The 15,859-nt window shown below is 38.7% G+C and carries 15 protein-coding genes; 10 read left to right on the top strand and 5 right to left on the bottom strand.

Annotated features, from left to right (window positions below; genetic code table 11):
* The first annotated feature begins 4 nt into the window (after nucleotides 1-4).
* Together H4J46_RS13990 and H4J46_RS13985 are read left to right on the top strand one after the other, a co-directional pair.
* Nucleotides 5-880, top strand: a complete 876-nt coding sequence (locus tag H4J46_RS13990) for an outer membrane lipoprotein-sorting protein (protein ID WP_182234082.1) — start codon at nucleotides 5-7, stop codon at nucleotides 878-880.
* 173 nt (nucleotides 881-1,053) lie between these two features.
* Complete coding sequence (locus H4J46_RS13985) at nucleotides 1,054-2,436, top strand: hypothetical protein (protein WP_182234081.1); 1,383 nt, start codon at nucleotides 1,054-1,056, stop codon at nucleotides 2,434-2,436.
* 226 nt (nucleotides 2,437-2,662) lie between these two features.
* Here H4J46_RS13985 and H4J46_RS13980 read toward each other — a convergent pair whose 3' ends face one another.
* Nucleotides 2,663-3,004 carry a DUF2956 family protein gene (locus tag H4J46_RS13980; protein WP_182234080.1) on the bottom strand — a complete coding sequence of 114 codons (342 nt, stop codon included), beginning with the start codon at nucleotides 3,002-3,004 and terminating at the stop codon, nucleotides 2,663-2,665.
* Nucleotides 3,005-3,158: 154 nt separating this feature from the next.
* On the opposite strand from H4J46_RS13980, the gene H4J46_RS13975 reads away from it, so the two are divergent.
* The 6 genes from H4J46_RS13975 to H4J46_RS13950 all read left to right on the top strand — a co-directional run bounded on the left by H4J46_RS13975 (nucleotide 3,159) and on the right by H4J46_RS13950 (nucleotide 7,844).
* Nucleotides 3,159-3,791, top strand: a complete 633-nt coding sequence (locus H4J46_RS13975) for a dUTP diphosphatase (protein WP_182234079.1) — start codon at nucleotides 3,159-3,161, stop codon at nucleotides 3,789-3,791.
* 173 nt (nucleotides 3,792-3,964) lie between these two features.
* On the top strand, nucleotides 3,965-4,630 hold the full coding sequence (locus H4J46_RS13970; RefSeq protein ID WP_182234078.1) for a DUF2726 domain-containing protein: 666 nt from the start codon (nucleotides 3,965-3,967) through the stop codon (nucleotides 4,628-4,630).
* Nucleotides 4,631-4,890: 260 nt separating this feature from the next.
* Complete coding sequence (gene mtnN, locus H4J46_RS13965; protein ID WP_182234077.1) at nucleotides 4,891-5,601, top strand: 5'-methylthioadenosine/S-adenosylhomocysteine nucleosidase; 711 nt, start codon at nucleotides 4,891-4,893, stop codon at nucleotides 5,599-5,601.
* Complete coding sequence (locus tag H4J46_RS13960; protein ID WP_182234076.1) at nucleotides 5,601-6,581, top strand: cobalamin biosynthesis protein; 981 nt, start codon at nucleotides 5,601-5,603, stop codon at nucleotides 6,579-6,581. The genes mtnN and H4J46_RS13960 overlap by 1 nt, the downstream gene beginning before the upstream one ends.
* Before the next feature lie 220 nt (nucleotides 6,582-6,801).
* Nucleotides 6,802-7,191 (top strand): rhodanese-like domain-containing protein, encoded by a 390-nt coding sequence (locus tag H4J46_RS13955; RefSeq protein ID WP_182234075.1) that lies wholly within the window; start codon nucleotides 6,802-6,804, stop codon nucleotides 7,189-7,191.
* Nucleotides 7,192-7,211: 20 nt separating this feature from the next.
* Nucleotides 7,212-7,844 carry a trimeric intracellular cation channel family protein gene (locus tag H4J46_RS13950; protein WP_182234074.1) on the top strand — a complete coding sequence of 211 codons (633 nt, stop codon included), beginning with the start codon at nucleotides 7,212-7,214 and terminating at the stop codon, nucleotides 7,842-7,844.
* 198 nt (nucleotides 7,845-8,042) lie between these two features.
* On the opposite strand, the gene H4J46_RS13945 is transcribed toward H4J46_RS13950, so the two are convergent.
* The 4 genes from H4J46_RS13945 to H4J46_RS13930 all read right to left on the bottom strand — a co-directional run bounded on the left by H4J46_RS13945 (nucleotide 8,043) and on the right by H4J46_RS13930 (nucleotide 11,386).
* A complete protein-coding gene (locus H4J46_RS13945) occupies nucleotides 8,043-9,413 on the bottom strand; it encodes a lyase family protein (RefSeq protein ID WP_182234073.1) in 1,371 nt (456 codons plus the stop codon).
* Between the two features lie 164 nt (nucleotides 9,414-9,577).
* Nucleotides 9,578-10,033, bottom strand: coding sequence for a large conductance mechanosensitive channel protein MscL (mscL, locus tag H4J46_RS13940; protein ID WP_182234072.1), 456 nt, complete (start codon nucleotides 10,031-10,033; stop codon nucleotides 9,578-9,580).
* A 68-nt stretch (nucleotides 10,034-10,101) separates the two neighbouring features.
* The gene (locus tag H4J46_RS13935) at nucleotides 10,102-10,368 is read right to left on the bottom strand and encodes a hypothetical protein (protein WP_182234071.1); all 267 of its coding nucleotides are present in this window, start codon (nucleotides 10,366-10,368) and stop codon (nucleotides 10,102-10,104) included.
* Between the two features lie 544 nt (nucleotides 10,369-10,912).
* Nucleotides 10,913-11,386, bottom strand: a complete 474-nt coding sequence (locus tag H4J46_RS13930) for a Dps family protein (protein WP_182234070.1) — start codon at nucleotides 11,384-11,386, stop codon at nucleotides 10,913-10,915.
* Between the two features lie 842 nt (nucleotides 11,387-12,228).
* Here H4J46_RS13930 and H4J46_RS13925 point away from each other — a divergent pair.
* Complete coding sequence (locus H4J46_RS13925) at nucleotides 12,229-12,900, top strand: tRNA (adenine(22)-N(1))-methyltransferase TrmK (protein WP_182234069.1); 672 nt, start codon at nucleotides 12,229-12,231, stop codon at nucleotides 12,898-12,900.
* A gap of 457 nt (nucleotides 12,901-13,357) precedes the next feature.
* Nucleotides 13,358-15,358, top strand: coding sequence for a GGDEF domain-containing protein (locus H4J46_RS13920; protein WP_182234068.1), 2,001 nt, complete (start codon nucleotides 13,358-13,360; stop codon nucleotides 15,356-15,358).
* The last annotated feature ends 501 nt before the right edge of the window (nucleotides 15,359-15,859 follow it).

Genomic DNA, 15,859 nt, shown 5'->3' with positions numbered 1-15,859 from the left:
CCTAATGAGTATTAATCTAAGTAATCATCTAATAAAAGCAGCAAAAGTTAGTGGCCAAGTTGCCTTGTCGTTTAGCTTACTTTTAGCAACTAACTTTACCTTACCGGCCGCAGAACTCGCGCCGCTAGGCAATGAAAGTGTTACGACGAAGGTCACAACAAAACCAGTGCGCGATATTATCGATCAAGCCAACCTTGCTTCATATTATGCCGGTGACGATGGCCGCGCTGAAGCACGGATGATTATTGTTGATGAAAACGGTAACCGCCAAATGCGCCAATTCACCATTTTACGCAAAGATGAAAAAGATCTGGGTGATCAAGATATGTTGGTATTTTTTTCCCAGCCAAGCAATGTCAAAGACACAGTGTTTCGCGTCGAAAAACAACTTGAATCTGATGACAATCGCTGGTTATTTTTACCGGCACTCGATCTCGTTAAGCGTATTTCTGCTGGCGACAAACGCACGTCTTTTGTTGGTTCACATTTTTATTATGAAGATGTTTCTGGCCGCAATCCTAAAGAAGACAACTTTACCTTAGTCAGCGAAGATAAAGACAGCTACCTCATTAACGCAGTAGCAAAAGATCGACAAAGTGTCGAATTTAGTCGCTATACAGTGAAAATTGATAAAGCTAATTTTTTACCGATTGAGACTATCTATTTCGACCAAAGCAATCAAGCAGTGCGAAAAATGACGGTACTGCAAGTCAAAAACATTGACGGTATCGCCACCGTGATGAAATCACGCATTATCAACCTAAGCAATAATAGTTATACCGAAATGCAATTTCGACATGTTAAATATAACCTCGGCTTACCTGACAATATTTTTAGTGAGCGCAGCATGCGCACGCCACCTAAAGCTTGGTTAGAATAATCGCTAAACTATTTACCTAAAACCATCATGCCTATGCCATTCGCACAGGTATTATGATTAGTCAGATTTTAGCCCGGAAAGTTAACCGCATAAATCTGACCCCCGCTATTCATTGCCTCCTTAGATGCAAATAATAAGGCGCTAAAGACAAAACCATTGATTTAAAGAAGGTGATGACCATTAATAATAGTTTATTAAGCAAAAGGTTTTTATGCAATACGCTGCTACCTAGTCTACTGATTTTAGCTAATACCTCCGCTATGGCTAATAATGAAAATATCACCAAGGCGCAGCAGATAGCTGACTCTAGTGATGAATGGGCAGATGCCTGGGTCGAAGCTCCACCTCCGTCACCATGGCAACTAACCGGTTTTGTTGAGGCCGGCTATGGGCAATTTTTACAAAATAATATTGTCGACAATAGCGCGTCACTGAGTGAGGTTAGCGCCAGAGTCAATCTCGATTATAGCCATGAACTTTTCGAGGCCAGTGGCAAACTTGACAGTTACTATGATGCCGTACTGGCCAACACAATTTTTCACACCCGAGAATTGAGCATTAGCGCCAGCCCGTTTAGTTTTGTTGATATAAAAGTGGGCAGGCAAGTATTAACTTGGGGCACTGGTGACTATCTGTTTCTCAATGATTTATTTGCTAAAGATTGGCAGTCTTTTTTTTCTGGCCGAGCAGATGAATATTTAAAAGCGCCGTCGAACAGTGTTAGAAGTAACTGGTTTTTTAACCAAGTTAATTTCAGCTTAGTATGGACACCAGAATTCACCCCTGATAACTATATTACTGGCGAACGTTTCTCATTTTATTCGCCGCAAGCACAGCAAATAGTCGCGCCAGAACAAGGTTTTTCCGTCGATAAAACCTATAAAGCACAATGGTCTGCTCGCTTAAAGACCCGTATTAATGATGTTGAGTTTTCACTTTATGGTTATCAAGGCTTTTGGCCAACACCTGTGGGCAGTAAAATCTTAGTAGAAAACCTAGCGGGGAATAGCTATTCAAGCCAAAATCAAAATCAAGCTTATTTTCCAAAGCTAAATTCATGGGGCGTTAGTGCCTTAGCGCCGTTTAAAGGCGGCATCGTCAACTTTGAATACGCGACGTATAATAGCATTGAAGATCAGCACGGAGATAAGGATCTGATCGCCAATGGCCAACACAGATTGTTAATAGGTTATGAGCGCGAGTTAGCGAAAAATTTCACCGCAGGCCTGCAATATTACCTAGAGCGCACTAAGCATTATCAAGCTTTAGTTGATAATAGCCTAGTGCCTGAGCAATTAGTGGCTGAAAATCGCCACTTATTAACCCTGCGTTTAAGCTATCGCGCGCAACGACAAACACTGCTTTATTCACTCTTTACTTTTTATTCGCCTAGCGATAAAGACGGTTATGTTAAACCTGCTGTTAATTATCAATATAATGACCAATGGTTATTAAGTGCTGGCGCTAATGTTTTTTTTGGCCAGCATAAGTATTCTTTTTTTGGCCAACATCAAGATAATAGTAATGCTTGGTTGCGCGTGCGTTATCAGTATTAATACCAATCTCACTAATTATCTGATCATTTTTACTGGTTAAAATAACCCACTACTGCGTTATTTATTTAATAATTAGAACAACTAGTTATTAAAATAAATGCCTTATATTTGGCCATTTTTCCTACGTATAAAGTAGACCACCTAATTAATGAAATTGGTATAACCTAGCAAAGCCGGTAATGTAAGCAGATGATATGACTAAAACACTCATCTGCTGGTCACTGGTTTACAGCAAAAGAAAGTAAGCCCAGCTCACCAACAAGAGTAACCAAGGTAAAGCCGATAGTGCTCTAGCGCTATTGGCTGAGCTTTCTGGTGTAATGCTTTCAGTGGCTATGGCCTCTGTTGATTCATTCGCTTTCGCTGCGACTGTTTTTTTACGTTGCTTGTCGCGCTCGCGGCCCTTAATTTTTTGTTGCTTCTTATATTCACTGATACCTTTTTCAATACCCTGAGCAATCAATTTTGTTTGCTCTTTGGTTTGTGCTTTTTTTTGTGTGCCTTTAGCAACACGTAACGCTTCATTTTGCACTTCGTTGGAAACTTTTGTCGTGACTTGAGCTGTCAAAGTTAAACTCCCTTAATTATTTTTAATCATTATCTAATGATTGTATAATGCCATCATTAACACAATACTTTAACCACAAAGCGTATTAGTTTATGGCTGCTGCGGTAGACTATCGGCAACTAATTTGATTAATACCTATAATATTGAGACAAGCATGAGCGATTTACTTAGCACCGCAAAAAACCAAATTACACAAATGTTATCAATGCAAGATGCGATGAATTCACGGGTTAGCGAAACCTGGCGAGATAACAATTATCAATGGTATCGTGCCATTTGGGTTGAATGTGCAGAAATGCTAGATCACCATGGTTGGAAGTGGTGGAAACACCAAGAAATTGACATTGCACAAGTACAATTAGAACTGGTTGATATTTTTCATTTTGGCTTAAGTTTACGTTTAATGACTGGCGACTCAATTGAAGACATTAGCCAGACCTTAGCCACTCAATTAGGCCAAAACAGTGGCGAGCAAGATTTCAAAATTGCTTTAGAAGCATTGGCATCGAAAGCCCTTAGTGATAAAGCCTTTGATGCCTTCGCATTGGCGGATTGCATGCGCTTAATGTCGATGGATTTAAACGAGCTGTTTCGCCAATATGTTGGTAAAAACACCTTGAATTTTTTCCGTCAAGATCACGGTTATAAAGAAGGTAGCTATATTAAAATTTGGCCTGGTGGTGAAGATAACGAAGTGTTGGCAAACTTAGTTAATACCCTAGACGCTAGTGCGGTTGATTTCCAGCAACAACTTTATGTCGCATTAGAAGCTAAGTACCCAAAGTAGCACAAGTAAAAAAATTAAAATAAAACAATATAAGTCAGTGAGTTGCTTGTAACTTTAACTGTGATGAATTTTATTAATTCACTACTCAGTAGATAACACCATCTCTGGCTCATTTTTTGCTTTATCTAGCTAACTAAGATAAACGTCAAAAAATTGAACTGCCGGAGATGTATATGGAACTCATTCTATTTGCCATGATCAGCCTAATTGTTATTGTTGGTGTGCTTGTTAGCCGCTTAAACGATAATAGTTTTCCCTTTCCTTTCGATCGTAAAACTGCCCTGTTTACGCCCGCAGAAAAAAACTTTCAAAACCTGGTTGAACAAGCCATGGGCTCAAGGTATCGCATTATTAATCGCGTTAAACTTGCTGATATAGTTAGCATTCGCAATGGCGTATCAAATCGAGCAGGCCAAACGGCAACAAATAATGCTAATAGCAAATATTTAGATTTTGTTATTTGTGAACGCGATAGCATGAAATTACTCGGCGTCATTGATTTAGTTGACACCCAAGGTAAAGGCTACAAAATTAAAAAAGACTGGTTTGTTAGCGGTACACTTGAAGCCGCAGCCATCCCACATATTCGTATAAAAGTGAAACCCAATTACACTATCGATGAAATTCGCAGCTGTATTAATAGCCGGATATTAGGTAATAATGCACCTACACCGGCGCCAAAAGTAAAAGGTCGAATTATTCCTGCGCCTTTAGTGAAAGCTCGTCCAAAACCATCCGGTGTATTCACCTCTTCAGCTGCACAAGCAATGCTGGCAAAAGATGCGCCAGCTATGGCTAGACAGGTTTCTTCTGCTCAAGTAGCGGCATTACCTCACTAAGTTTATTTATTGCCTTGGTATCAGGTGCTAAATAAAAGCTAAAGCAGACCTTGTTGTCTGCTTTTTTGTTGATAACTACCCGCTCCACTTAAAGCGCTGATTCCAACGTTAAGCGAAGAAATCAGCTTAAGGCGCAAGACTTGATGAGAGCTATACTATTTTCAAATATTGTTAAAAGATTTTATGCGCAAGTCGCGCTATAATCCGCCCATAAACCTTGGCGAAATCTGTTCGCTAAAATCTTTACAGGATAAAAGTTAATGAAAGCAGGCATTATCGGCGCAATGGAGCCAGAAGTTGCAATTTTAAAAGCAAAGTTAGTCAATGGCCAAACATCCACCCATGCTGGATACACATTTTATCAAGGGCAGTTAAACGGTTCTGACGTGGTTATTGTACAATCAGGTATTGGCAAAGTAGCGGCCGCATTAGCAACCGCGATACTTATTGATAAATTTCAGCCCGATTACGTGGTTAATACTGGCTCTGCTGGTGGCTTTGACCAAGCACTTAAAGTGGGTGATATTGTCATCAGCTCAGAAGTGCGTTACCACGATGTTGATGTGACCGCTTTCGGTTATGAAATAGGTCAATTACCAGCGAACCCACCAGCCTATATTCCCCACCCTGAACTTGTTGCCGCGGCAAAAGTGGGTATAAGCTCACTTGATAATGTGCAAACTTTGGTTGGCTTAATCACCACAGGTGATACCTTTATGACTAAAGATGAAGACATTGCCAAAGCTAGAGCTAATTTCCCCACTATGGCGGCAGTGGAAATGGAAGGAGCTGCTATTGCACATGCTTGCCATCAGTTTAATATTCCTTTTGTGGTTATTCGCTCAATGTCTGATATTGCCGGCAAAGAGTCGCCAAGCTCATTTGAAGCTTACCTAGAAACCGCATCGATTAATTCTTCTCAGTTAGTCATTAGCATGGTAGATGCCTTAAAAGGCAAAACACTAAACTAATGGCAAACCTGAGTAATATACTAACCAGCTCAGAGCTGTATTCTGCCGTTATAACGCTATTATTGCTCATAGCGTTAAAAGCGTTAATCAGTCAGTTTGTTACTCAGCAACCGTTAGTTTTTTTCAATTTTTACTGTCAGCGCCTAGCCGACAAAGTGAATCAACAAAGTGGTAGTCCACGCCAACAAAAAATTTCAGGCTTAATCGCTATCTTGGTAACTTTAGTGCCATTAATTATGATCTTATGGCTATTTGAAATGTTTATTGAGGTGCCTTGGCTTTGGCAAGCGTTATTACTTTACTTTGCATTAGGCAGCTTGGGTTTAACTAAAACCTGCAAAGGGGTGGCACGGGAGTTAGTTGCCAATAACCATTACCAAGCAAAACAAAAAATAGCGCCATATTTATTACGTGATACCAAGCAACTATCGCCGTTAGGCGTGAGTAAAGCCTGCATTGAAATGCAAGTGTTACGTAGCTCACAACTGCTGGTTTGCGTGGGCTTTTATTATCTGCTGTTTGGTCCATTAGCGGCATTAACTTTTCGTTTATTACTTGAAATGCATTATGCTTGGAATATAAAACTTGCGCGTTTTTCGAACTTTGGCGCGGCGGTAAATTATATCGTTAAACTACTACAATGGTTGCCGTCACGCTTATTTTCCTTGCTGCTTTTACTTGGCACAGTTGGTCAAAATACCTTGCTGTATTGGCGTTTAATCAGGGGCAAGTTTTTTCAAACAAACAACGCCATATTATTACATGTACTGGCCTTAAGTTTAGAAATAAAATTGAGCGGTGTCGCTATGTATAATGGTGATAAAGTCCGTAAAAACAGTTTTAATGACCAAGCAAGGCAACCGCAAGTCACTGACATTATTCATGCTAGCAAACGGATAAATTACGCATTATATCTGTTTATTTTATTGCTGATGCTATTGGCCATAATTTCCTATTCTGTTGCTGGTCAGGGTAAGTAGTGTTTCAGTTTCAAATCTAATACTAAGTTATTCAAACTCAGATAACGTGATAGCAATGGGTATGACAACTGTTTGCTATGTTAAATGACGATTAAATGGCGATTAAAAACCTTTGCTATCACCGCAATTTTGCTAAACTATCAAGCCTAAAACACAAGTCACTTTAAAATACCTTACTTTAAGTAAAGGCTAGATTTTTACTACATTATAGGAATTTATTATGAAATTTATCACCACAACATTAGCTGTTTTATTGAGCGCATTCTCACTTTTTACTTTTGCTGAGCAAACCGCCACTATTTCACAGCAAGCATTGTTAACCTTAATGGCAACGCCTGCGAATAAAACCGTGATATTAGATGTGCGTGCGGCTGAAGAGTTTACCAAAGGCCATATTGAAGGCGCAATTAATATCAGCCATAAGAAAATTAATGCAAATATGAATAAAATTATCGACTTGAAAGATCAAACTGTAGTGGTGCTTTGTCGCTCAGGCCGTCGTGCACTAAGTGCTGAAAATGATTTACGTGCTGCCGGCTTTAGTGATCTTCGCCATCTCGATGGCGATATGAATGCTTGGCAAGCTGCCGATCTACCTCTAATAAAATAAGCAAATAAGTACTTTAACAAATGTCAGAATTACTCTATCGGCTTGATCTGTTTGGCGTTATTGTTTTTGCCTTTTCAGGGGCATTAATGGCCGGGCGCTATAAACTTGACCCATTTGGTGTGGTGGTGTTGTCTGCGGTTACCGCGATTGGCGGCGGCACCATTCGCGATGTAATTCTACAAACGCCAGTATTTTGGGTAGAAAATCCGGTTTATCTTTATGTCATTTTGGCTACTGCGGTACTGACTATTATTTTTATTCGTTGCCCAAAACGCATTCCCAAACGACTATTATTGGTTTCTGACGCCTTTGGTTTAGCATTATTTGCTGTACTGGGTACTGAAAAAGCACTCAGCCTTGGCGCGGCAGTTCCTGTCGCCATTGTTATGGGCACAATGTCAGGCGTTGCTGGCGGCATGATACGCGACGTATTGTGCAATGTAATTCCAATGATTTTAAGAAAAGAAATTTATGCTACCGCCGCTATCTTAGGGGGCACATTATATACCTTATTGCTATATTTTGACTTACCCCAGCATATCGCTATTATTGGCTCAATATTGGGTGCATTGTCGTTACGTTTAGCGGCTATTTATTGGCGCGTAACCTTGCCAGCTTTTGATATAATTGATCAAGAAGACAGCAAGAAATAGCGCTAATTATCGTTAGTGAACTGAGTTAACAGCGAGTTTAGTTCACCTAAAAATTTAAATTCAGCATTAACATCCCTAGTTGAAACTTAGTTAAACCCTATAAACCTAAGTTAAAAACGCCCCTGTAGAATGCTATTAATTAGCTCTGGGAAATAAACCTTGTCGCCTACTTTTTTCGCCTAACTGTTATATTCAATTTTATCCGCCTGTTAGCCGTTTAGGGTCGAGCAATACAATAAGCTCGGTTTCATTAATATCGGTTAGCTCTAGCGCAACATCTAATACGGTTCTTTTTTCTTGATTCGCTTTTTTGGCTATCTCAGCGCTTTTATCATAACCAATCAAATTTGTTAATGCCGTTGCCAGTATCGGGTTTCTGACCAAGTTTTGAGTGATCATTGTATGGTTGACTTGCATGTCTTTGATCACTTTATCAGCAAGTGCTGTGCTGCTTGAACTCAATAGCTGAATACTTTGTAGCAAAGTATGGCCAATTAAAGGCAACATGGTGTTGAGTTGAAAATTGCCCGATTGTCCTGCTAAGGTAATGGTGGTGTCATTACCAATCACCTGAGTGCAAGCCATTAGTACCGCTTCAGGGATCACCGGGTTAACTTTGCCAGGCATAATACTGCTGCCTTTTTGTAGTTCGGGTAGCTGTAATTCATTTAAGCCATTTAAAGGCCCACTGCTCAACCAACGAATGTCATTACTGACTTTACTCAAACTAACCGCTGTAGTTTTGAGTATACCACTGACCTGCACCGCTGTGTCTTGAGCACTTATGGCTCGAAAATAATTATCTGCTGGGCTCAGTTTTAACCCAGTTCTTTCGCTTAATACCCGCGTTACAATCGCAGCAAACTCAGGATGTGTATTAACACCTGTACCGATAGCCGTACCACCAATAGCCAGCTTGCATAAGCTAGGTAAGCTACTTTTAAGCTGGTCGTGTGCATAGCTCATTTGGCTACTCCAGCCACTTATTTCCTGAGCGAAACTCAATGGCATAGCGTCCATTAAATGCGTTCTGCCAGTTTTAATCGTGTTGTGATGTTCACTTGCTTTTGCATCCAAGGTATCGCTCAAATGTTGTAGTGAGGGTAACAATTCATCAGAGATAAGCTTGGCTGCACTTAAGTGGATACATGACGGGATAACGTCATTAGAGCTTTGCCCCATATTAACGTCGTCGTTTGAGTGCAGGTTAATGCTCTGCTGACTATTTTTCTTAACTAACGAGGCAATAACTTCATTCACATTCATGTTAGTGCTGGTGCCCGAGCCAGTTTGAAATACATCAATTGGAAACTGATTAAGGTGAAAGCCATCAGCCACTTCTTTGGCAGCCAATTGAATAGCAGCAGATTTATCGCCATCAAGCAGCCGTAACTCTTGATTAGCTTGTGCACAAGCGCTTTTTATTGTCGCGAGCGCCCAAAGAAATGCCCGCGGCATTTTTAGCTCGCTAATGGTAAAATTAGTCAGGGCTTTGGCCGTTTCGCTGCCATATAATATATCGGTACTCTCATGATGCTTTGAGGTTTCATTATTGTTGTTATTTTGCATTTCGTTATCCTTACTGGTTGCTCACCAACATTTACAGCGAGTAGATATTGCATCAATTTAAATTTCTTTGATCTTAATTTACCACTAACAAGCGACTTAAAGACAAAATTAATAGGGAAGCAGAGACGTTGATAGGCAATAGTAAGCCCGTTTATCGCGTGAATTTACCCTAAGTTTGCTGTGCATTGTGGGCACTTAGACGCTTTAATATTGATAACCGAATAACAAAATTGGCAGTTTTTCGTTACCTTGCCTACTTGCTTCGACTCTGTGTCCTTTATACGATTGATCCCCTTAACTAAAATGAAGGCAAACCAAGACACTATCATAAAACTGAAGACACTATTAATAAACAAACCATAACTGAGTGTTACCGCACCGTCTTTATTGGCAAGTGCTAAAGTAAGATATGGACCACCCTGTACACCATTTTTTAGCACCAAGAACAAATCAGCCAGATCAACACCACTGGTAAATAAACCTATGCTTGGCGCAATAACATTAGCCACTAAACTACTGGTAATGGTAGCAAAAGCACCACCTACAACAATACCAATAGCTATATCTAGCACATTGCCTTTCAAGGCAAATGCTTTATATTCCGCAAATATTTTCTTCATATTGTCTCAGTTTTAATGATTAACTGTAGTTATATCAATAGTCATATCAATAGTTAACCGTTAAATATTCACTTTGTCTGCTTTTTCTTAGGCATAGCAAAGTTCGCGTAAATTGTCGTTGCTGTGCCCACAATAAGAGACAACATAGCGACACCAAACATGGCATTATTTTTAGCTTCAAAAGCCAAAAGATATAAACCTAAGGCAACAAAGAGCAAACCAACAGAAATAAAAGCTTTTGGGTGTAACGTTATCAAACGAGATGATAGTGCATATTTTGCTGCTTTAGGTTTAGCATGAGCAGCGGTTTTTCGTTTATGTTTATTTGTTGGCATCACCAACTCCTTAGGTTAACACCCGCAAATGCGAGGCTTTGACGGTATAAATCAATTAAGTTCACACGGAAGAATCATGAGCAGTGGCTTTATTGAGATCACCACACAATGCTCATCTGCTTCTTGTTGGCAAAATAGTGTCATTGGCGAGTTAAATATAGTGGCTTAAATATAAACGATGCATGAGAAAGATTCGACTTTTTTATCCTTTTAAGGCACTTATAAGCGTAAATTACACCTGTCGGCAATAGCTGATAAATTGTTGGCTGTAAGGTTAGTGAGCTGAGGTGTTTATTGTGTACCTAAAAGCCATCAGAATTTGAGATAGTTACTTACTAGAAATAGTTACTTACTAGAAATAGTCACTGACTATTTGAATCTAAGAGGGACCTAAGCAATGAGTACACTAATAGTGTTTAACTTGATGACTCATGCTGGTGTTTTTACGCTAGGGCTAACATGAGATTATTAACTATACCAAGAAGGGTGTTGAGCTGGTAAGCAGTCGAATAGGTGTAGACTGTGCGACACCTATTCTTCTGGGTTATGCTTTTGTAGTCGCTCTTAGCATCCAAGCTGTTTTTTCATGTAAACGCATACGGTCAGAAACTAACGATGCCGTTGATTCATCATCAGCACTTTGGGCAATTTTTAAAACTTTACGGCAAGTTTTAATCACTTGTTCGTGACCTTTAGTGAGCAATTCAACCATCTCAGCTGAGCTTGGCACTCCATCTACTTCTTTAACAGAGCTGAGTTTTGCAAACTCTTTATAAGTAGCAGGTGCTGGCACATCAAGTGTTCTAATACGTTCAGCAATATCATCAACAGCAATTGCCAATTCTGTGTAATGCTCTTCAAACATTAAATGTAATTCACGAAATTGTAAGCCCGTTACATTCCAATGAAAGTTATGTGTTTGTAAATATAACGTGTAAGAGTCTGCTAAAAGCTGCTTTAAACCATCTGAAATTTCTGTTCTATTTTCTTTATTTATACCAATATTTATATCTGTCATTTTATTTCCTCATGTTGAACATTGTGAAAATCATAGCTATGCCGATTCAACGGCGAAAGATAGCTGGCTATAATTGCGAAAAACGAACGCTAGTAAGATCTTTGGCGCCCGCTTGAATAAATTACATCGTGCCATTTTTGCAGTACAGGTAGACAAAACCACCATAGCTTATACCTAAATATGTATCTGTAGGTGAATATTTTTATATGCTAAATCTACAGCCTAAATACGTAATTGACCCGCAATGAGATCAATTAATTTTCCTGTATCGCCATCACGTCTCGAACTAACCATTAGCGCAATAGTTTCATTCATGCTCAAACCTGCTAACACTATAGACAAAAAACACACTCATAAGGCTAACTTACAACCTGTGGGTTAGTTAAAAATAGCACGGTGATCAGTCGATTAAACAACGAAAAACCTATATTAGCTACAATAACCATAACATAATTTTTATTGCTTTAGATACCGAATCAATCCTTTGTATTAAACGCAGACATCAATAACGACAAATTATTTCAAGGCTCAGCGCTTATTTTAGACCTAATAATAATGGTGTTAAAAATTTTTCTACTGAGTTGATTTTCAAGGTAAATAAAGAGATGGCGAGCATAAACTAATACAGTGATAGCAAGCACTACAGATTAGTCTACTAGGTGTTTACTGGCGGTATTTTTAAAAACTGCTAATTTCACTGGTTTACTGAGGCGAGTAGAGCACTGGATATTTCTCAAATAATTGTCGATTTCTGAGTTAATTTTAGTTGTTTATTCAACTTCGCAAAAAGCAATAAAACTATTACAATGCAATAATTTAAAATCGCAATACAGGCTATTTAATTGAAACTCAGTAAAAGATTACAGCATATTGAGCAAATGGTAACCGTGGATTATACCCACATTTGGGATTGCTGCTGTGATCACGGTTTTTTAGGGGCCAGCTTATTGTCTCGACAAGCGGGCCAAAATATACATTTTGTTGATATAGTGCCTAAGCTAATAGCAGGAATAGAAAGTAAGTTACAAGAGTTTTTCCAGCATTCGATTTCAGCGTGGAAAACACATTGTCTTGATGTCGCCAATTTACCCTTACAAGAATACCAAGGCAAACACTTAGTCATCATTGCGGGTATTGGCGGTGACTTAATGATCCAATTCATTGATGCTATTCAGCAAAAACACCCCGACATGAACATTGATTTTTTGCTCTGCCCCGTTAACCAACAATTTGCACTACGTGAAAAATTAATCGCGCTAAAGTTCAGTTTAAAAAACGAAGTGTTAGTTAAAGATAATCACCGTTTCTATGAAGTGATTTTGGTTTCATCAACCAGCGATACTCATAAAGAAATTAGTCCTGTAGGACATGACATTTGGCAATCAGTAACCGCTAAACAAGCAAGTATCGTTAAACAGTATTTAGATAAAACACTTCAGCATTACAACCGAATTCAGCAAGGAAGCAGCCAGAACATTGAACACATCATTAGTGCTTACAATAGCAAAGCCTAACCCACTGATTTATTGCTTTAAAATTTGAGTGCAGCAAAAATAACAAGGGCTATATTACGCCCAAATCAATGCTGACATGCTGATTGAAGCTAGCTTAGTTCGTATGAAAAACTATCAAGGTTAACCCTATAACTAACCTTAAAAATATGACATAGCACCAGTTGAATGACTCGGTTGATAGATATTTACCAACAGAAAGCCAGTCAGCGTGCTTATTTAGCACATTTTTCTGACTCACAGGATCAATCAATACCTAACACTTTAAAATTTTTCTTTTTTCTCCACCAATCTCTTGCAAACATCAGTTCTATGACGCTAAACCTTTCACAACCAAAGCTATCGAATAGTTCAGGTATGTGCTTTACTCTTATTATGCGCTCACTTTTAATACATAGTGCAGTCATTATTAAAAGCGAGCGTATGCATTTTTTGCAAAAAAATATTAATGGAGGCTTTGATGGCGAGCAAACTTTCCGATAAAGGAAACGATGCAAATAGAGTGTCAAGTAGACAAAATTTGTTAGCCTTTTTTCGAGGTACTTACTTCCCTTGGCTAATATTTTTATTAACCCTGTTTATTACCTTTATTGCTTGGTCGATCACTGACAAATCTCATCAACGTCATGCTCAAGATTTATTCATATTTGAGGTCACCCAAACCCTTCAATCGATCGAACAACGTATGCAAGGATATCAGCAAGTCCTGCGCGGCGGTATAGGATTATTTAAATCAAGTTCTCATGTTACCCGTCAAGAATTTCATGATTATGTCACTAATTTGGACGTTGATAAACATTGGCCTGGCATTCAAGGTATCGGTTATGCTGTTATGTTGAAGCCAAAAGAAAAAGACTTATTTGTCAATGCACTCAGGCTAGAAGGCTTTAATGAATTTACTATTTTTCCAGCAGGTCAACGTGAAAAATACAGTAGCATTCTCTATCTTGAGCCATTCACAGTTAGAAATCAGCGCGCCTTTGGCTACGATATGTACTCAGAAAATTCTCGTCATATCGCCATGGACATTGCGCGCGACAATGGCAATGTCGCATTTTCCGCTAAGGTTAAGCTAGTTCAGGAAAATGGCTCTGATTTGCAGAACGGATTTCTCATGTATCTCCCTTTATATCGAAATGGAGCAGTCATTGAAAATATAGCCCAGCGCCAAAAAGAACTCATCGGCTATGTATACAGCCCATTTCGCATGGATAATCTGATTAAAGGCATTCTTTTAAGTACTAAAAAACACCAAATAAATTTTTCAATCTATGACGGAGATTCACAAGCGGTAGAAGATCTTCTTTACAGCCCCAAAATTAAGCCACACTCTGTATCTAATGCTGACATAAAAGCATTTACACCTCGTTTTTCTGTTGTTAAAACCATTGAGTTTCCAGGCCGAAATTGGACTATACACCTTCGCAGCACCTACGTTTTTGAAAGTATAGTTAAAGACAACTTAGCGACATTAGTCGGTTTTACTGGCACAACTTTATCGTTACTTTTACTGTTTGTACTGCTAAATATTGCCATTAGCAGTAAAAAAGTGCGCGAGGCAAGCGCAGAATTAAAAGTATTGATCGACCGATTAAAAGCCGGCGCTTCAGCTGGAATTGTTGGGATTTATGATTGGGATGTTAAAAATAACATTTTGAATTGGGACTCTGTCATGTACGAATTATATGATATAGACAAGTCAAATGTTGAAGATTTACAACAGGCATGGCTTGCCAGAATACATATAGATGACCAAACGTATGTCACCAGTGAAATAAAGTCAGCCCTTAAAAATGAGCGAGAATATTGCCTCGAATTTCGTGTTTTGTGGCAAGACAACTCAGTTCATCATATTAAAGCGGTATCAAAAAGCTCTTTTAACGATGCCGGTAGAGCGGTTCGGATTGTTGGCGTAAATTATGATATTACTGAGCAAAAAAAACTGCAAATACATCTCGATAAGCAAGCCTCGTATGATCAGTTAACACAGCTTCCTAATCGTCGTTTGATCAATGATAGATTAAAGCAAGCGATAGCATTTAGTGATCGCAATGAAAAAAGTATGGCTGTTATTTTTATTGATTTAGACGGCTTTAAACAAATAAATGATAGCTATGGGCATCATGCTGGTGATTGGTTGTTAATCCAAGTATCCAACCGTATTCAATCTTGCTTGCGCGCTACCGACACCGTTGGACGTTTAGGTGGAGATGAGTTTGTAGTGATTCTCCCTACTATATATCAGCACGCAGAGGATGTAGCCAATAAAATACGAATGACTTTGGAAAATGATTTTGTCATGGATAATCATGAGGTACTGAATATTTCCTCAAGTATTGGTGTGGCAATTTATCCTCAGCATGCAACAGAGCAAGCTATGTTGATGGAGTGCGCCGATAAGGCAATGTATGAAGCAAAGAAAAGAGGACGAAATATGGTGATAATTTTTGGAAGTTTTTAATTTTACATTTTTAAAACTTGAAAACTTGAAAACTTGAAAACTTGAAAACTAAACAACACATTTTTCTTTACTGCGTTACAAGATAATGAACACACTCAAGCATGCCTGCGTTCAAAAATTTTACCACTGAGTTCATCTTTGCCGCAGAAAAAGGTATAGCGAATACTGACTGAAATAAGGTGTTCATTAAGCGTATCAATTCAATGTATGAGCTGTTTTTGGCCATAAGCATCAAGAAATATTTCTGCTGTCACTAGACTAATAATGCTAATAGAGCGACTAATAACTTTCAATTAACTAGTGATATTCAAGTTGATTGTTTAGTCGCAAATAACTCAATACCCTCACCTGCTTACGCTATGATTTTAATAGCTTTTGGTGCTATTATTACTGTTGATTTGTACCTTGGTTATTAACCACTCTCCAACATAATAGTCATAACCCAGCTATATTTTGTCTTTTTATACTCGTCTTTTTATACTCGTCTTTTTATACTCGTCT

This window comes from Colwellia sp. MB02u-6 (assembly GCF_014077095.1).
Classification (GTDB): domain Bacteria; phylum Pseudomonadota; class Gammaproteobacteria; order Enterobacterales; family Alteromonadaceae; genus Cognaticolwellia.
The sequence above is the reverse complement of the archived record's forward strand: the minus strand, read 5'-3'. Positions and strand labels throughout refer to the sequence as shown.

Bases quoted from the DNA above. Each gene is read 5' to 3' on its own strand.
- H4J46_RS13990 (WP_182234082.1), top strand. From the start codon at position 5: ATGAGTATTAATCTAAGTAATCATCTAATAAAAGCAGCAAAAGTTAGT.
- H4J46_RS13985 (WP_182234081.1), top strand. From the start codon at position 1,054: ATGACCATTAATAATAGTTTATTAAGCAAAAGGTTTTTATGCAATACG.
- H4J46_RS13975 (WP_182234079.1), top strand. From the start codon at position 3,159: ATGAGCGATTTACTTAGCACCGCAAAAAACCAAATTACACAAATGTTA.
- H4J46_RS13970 (WP_182234078.1), top strand. From the start codon at position 3,965: ATGGAACTCATTCTATTTGCCATGATCAGCCTAATTGTTATTGTTGGT.
- mtnN (WP_182234077.1), top strand. From the start codon at position 4,891: ATGAAAGCAGGCATTATCGGCGCAATGGAGCCAGAAGTTGCAATTTTA.
- H4J46_RS13960 (WP_182234076.1), top strand. From the start codon at position 5,601: ATGGCAAACCTGAGTAATATACTAACCAGCTCAGAGCTGTATTCTGCC.
- H4J46_RS13955 (WP_182234075.1), top strand. From the start codon at position 6,802: ATGAAATTTATCACCACAACATTAGCTGTTTTATTGAGCGCATTCTCA.
- H4J46_RS13950 (WP_182234074.1), top strand. From the start codon at position 7,212: ATGTCAGAATTACTCTATCGGCTTGATCTGTTTGGCGTTATTGTTTTT.
- H4J46_RS13945 (WP_182234073.1), bottom strand. From the start codon at position 9,413: ATGCAAAATAACAACAATAATGAAACCTCAAAGCATCATGAGAGTACC.
- mscL (WP_182234072.1), bottom strand. From the start codon at position 10,033: ATGAAGAAAATATTTGCGGAATATAAAGCATTTGCCTTGAAAGGCAAT.
- H4J46_RS13935 (WP_182234071.1), bottom strand. From the start codon at position 10,368: ATGCCAACAAATAAACATAAACGAAAAACCGCTGCTCATGCTAAACCT.
- H4J46_RS13930 (WP_182234070.1), bottom strand. From the start codon at position 11,386: ATGACAGATATAAATATTGGTATAAATAAAGAAAATAGAACAGAAATT.
- H4J46_RS13920 (WP_182234068.1), top strand. From the start codon at position 13,358: ATGGCGAGCAAACTTTCCGATAAAGGAAACGATGCAAATAGAGTGTCA.